This window comes from Stieleria sp. (assembly GCF_041595215.1).
GTDB lineage: Bacteria > Planctomycetota > Planctomycetia > Pirellulales > Pirellulaceae > Stieleria > Stieleria magnilauensis.
On record NZ_JBFHKV010000999.1, the window covers coordinates 1 to 3,187 of the forward strand.

2 protein-coding genes are annotated in these 3,187 nt (G+C 60.3%); both read left to right on the forward strand.

The genetic code is table 11. The features are described from left to right. Positions 1-1,207: SulP family inorganic anion transporter (locus ABX749_RS27275; RefSeq protein WP_372898806.1), on the forward strand; the 1,207-nt coding region annotated here is incomplete at its 5' end. Positions 1,208-1,259: 52 nt separating this feature from the next. Beyond that, complete coding sequence (locus tag ABX749_RS27280) at positions 1,260-3,104, forward strand: chloride channel protein (RefSeq protein ID WP_372898807.1); 1,845 nt, start codon at positions 1,260-1,262, stop codon at positions 3,102-3,104. Positions 3,105-3,187: the final 83 nt, after the last annotated feature.

A 3,187-nucleotide genomic window follows, 5' to 3' on the forward strand; every position in this document is an offset into this window, starting at 1 on the left:
CGGGATGTTCGACGACATCACGCTGCCCGACTTCTCGGCGCTGTCACAATTCAAAGCCTGGAAGTGGGCGATGATGTTCTTCATCATCGGCAGTTTGGAATCGTTGCTCAGCGCCAAAGCGATCGATCTGTTGGATCCCTGGAAACGCAAAACCAACATGGACCGTGATATTGTCGCCGTCGGTGCGGCCAACCTGTGTGCGGCGAGCATCGGCGGATTGCCGATGATTTCCGAAATCGTGCGTTCCAAAGCCAACATCGACAACGGCGCCCGGACGCGGTTCGCCGATTTCTGGCACGGCATTTTTCTGCTCTGCTGCGTCGCGTTGATTCCCACCGTGCTGCACCGGATCCCGCTGGCGGCCCTGGCGGCGATGCTCGTCTACACCGGGTACCGCTTGGCCCACCCGGCGGAGTTCGTGCACGTCTGGCGGATCGGCAAAGAGCAGTTGGCGATCTTTGTCACGACGATGTTCATGGTGTTGGCGACGGATCTGTTGATCGGGGTGGCCGCCGGCATCCTGCTCAAGATCATCATCCATGTCTCCAACGGCGTCCCGCTGGGATCGCTCTTCAAACCCTATCTGGAAGTCGAAGAGGTCGATGCGCAAACCAGCCGGATCATCGCCCGCCAATCAGCGGTCTTCAGCAATTGGATTCCCTTCAAGCGGCAGATCGAAGACGTCGGTTTGGTCCAGCGCCGCAACCTGATCGTGGATCTGTCCGACGCCAAACTGGTCGACCACAGCGTGATGGAAAAGCTGGTCGAACTGGAGCGGGATTTTGAGCAGGAAGGCCTACGATTCGAGGTCCGCGGGTTAGATTTTCTGAAACCGCTTGCCGACAATCCGCACGCGGCGAGAAAACGCAGTCTGCCGCGAATGCGACGGGTCACGGTGACGGCGTCGGAGTCCCTCGAAGACACGTTGATCGAACAATTCATCGCCTGTGGGGCCTGTGGTTACACCGCGATCCCCTGCCGCGGAGCGGGGCGGCACGGTCTGCAGACGGGATTGTCCAGGCAGGATCAGGTGCGGTTGGAATTGGTGGTGTCCGCCGCCGTTTGCGAAGCGATGCTGGACATGCTGCGGCGTGAATTTGTGGACCGACATTCGATCACGATCTGTGTGGAGAATGTCGAGGTCCTTCGCGCGGACGATTTTATGCCCGACGATATGGCACGAGCCGAGGTGGTCGCCCACGATTGATTCGGCTCGGATCGCCTCCGACTCGCCATTCGCTTTGGGAAAACGCTTTCAAGTGAAACGTCTGCAGAAATTGCTAAAGCGTTTTGAGCTGCATTCGCTGGGAAAATGGATCTTGCTGGCGTCGTTGATCGGCTTCGTCGCGGGGCTCGGCGCGATCGCGTTCGATGTGCTCGGCCAGTTCGTCGTCCGTTATTCCCTGACCGAGTTCGCCGGCTATCAACCGCTCGATGCGGCCGGAGAACACAACCGATTTGAACACCGCTCGGATTTCTTTTCGCCTTGGATGATCGTCGTCGTGATGGCCGTCGGCGGTTTGCTGTCGGGGACGCTGGTTTACGCGTTTGCCCCCGAAGCGGAGGGTGCCGGGACGGATGCCGCCATCGACGCGTTTCACAACAAACGGGGCAAGATTCGCGCGCGGATCCCGTTCATCAAGACGCTCGCCTCGGCAATCACGTTGGGGACCGGCGGATCGGGTGGTCGAGAAGGACCGATCGCGCTGATCGGGGCCGGGTTCGGTTCCTGGTTGGCGACGCGATTAAAACTTTCCAACCGTGAACGCCGCGTCCTGTTGGCCGCCGGGATGGGCGCGGGCATCGGGGCGATCTTTCGTGCGCCATTGGCCGGCGCCGTGTTCGCCGGTGAAATCCTCTACAGCGATGCCGATCTGGAAGCCGACGTGATTGTCCCTGCGGCGACCGCTTCGGTGATCGCCTACAGCGTCTATGTCCAATCCGTGCCGGTCCAATCGCGTTTCATTCCGTTGTTCGGCGCCGACTTGGAACACACCTTCGTTTCGCCGTTGCAGTTGCCCGCCTATGTGGTGCTGGCGGTGGTGTTGTTCGTGGTCGGGGCGGTTTACGTCAAAACCCTGTTCGCCAGCCAGGCGGCGTTCGGGCGATTGCCGATCATCCCGCACGTCCGTCCGGCCATCGGCGCGACCCTGGCGGGAATCTTCGGCGTCAGCCTGTACCACTGGTTCGATCGTGATCTCAATCTGCTCGGTTCCTTGGGCACCGGTTATGGGGTGCTGCAAATCGCGTTGACGACGGCCGACCAGTTGGGCATCGCTTGTGTCCTGCTGGTCGCGATGGCGAAGATCTTGACCACCGCGCTGACGATCGGTTCGGGTGGCTCCGGCGGGGTTTTTGGGCCCTCGATGGTGATCGGCGGTTGCACCGGGGCGGCCGTCGGTCTGACCCTTCAGCGATTCTGGCCGGAACTGTTCAGTGAACCCGAAGCCTTTGCCGTGGTCGGCATGGCCGGGTTCTTTTCCGGCATCGCGCGGGCTCCCATCTCGACCATCATCATGGTCCGTGCGCTGACCGGCGATTATGGGCTGCTGCTGCCGACGATGTTGGTTTCCACGCTGACGTTCATGTTCAGCCAACACTTCCGACTCTATCGCAACCAGCCCGCGACTCGGATGGAATCGATGGCCCACCGCGGTGACTTCATCGTCGACGTGCTGGAAGGATTGATCGTCGGCGACCTGTATCAAAAAGACCGCAAGCTGATCTTGATTCCCGAAGGCATGACGCTCGATAGCATCGTGCATCGATTGGCCTACACCAACCAAGATTACTTTCCCGTCGTCGACGCCGATCAAAAGATGGTCGGCATCTTCAGCGACGACGATGTCCGCGCCTACTTGTACGACGACACGCTGTGGAACCTGGCGGTCGCCCGCGACATCATGGTGGACAACTTTCTGTACCTGACGCCCGAAGACGATCTCAACACCGCGCTGCGCCGCTTCACGTCGCACAACCTGGACGAATTGCCGGTCCTGGATCCCGAGCGTCCGGGTGTCTTTCTGGGCATGCTGCGACGGAAAGAAACCATCGCCGCCTACAACCAGCGGCTGATGGAACTGAAGCAGTCCAGCGAAGACTAACGAGTGAACGTGGTACGTTCGGTGTGAGAATGGGAATCACAGGATGGACCGGAGCGGGATGTGGCTCGCTCGACAGGGTGACC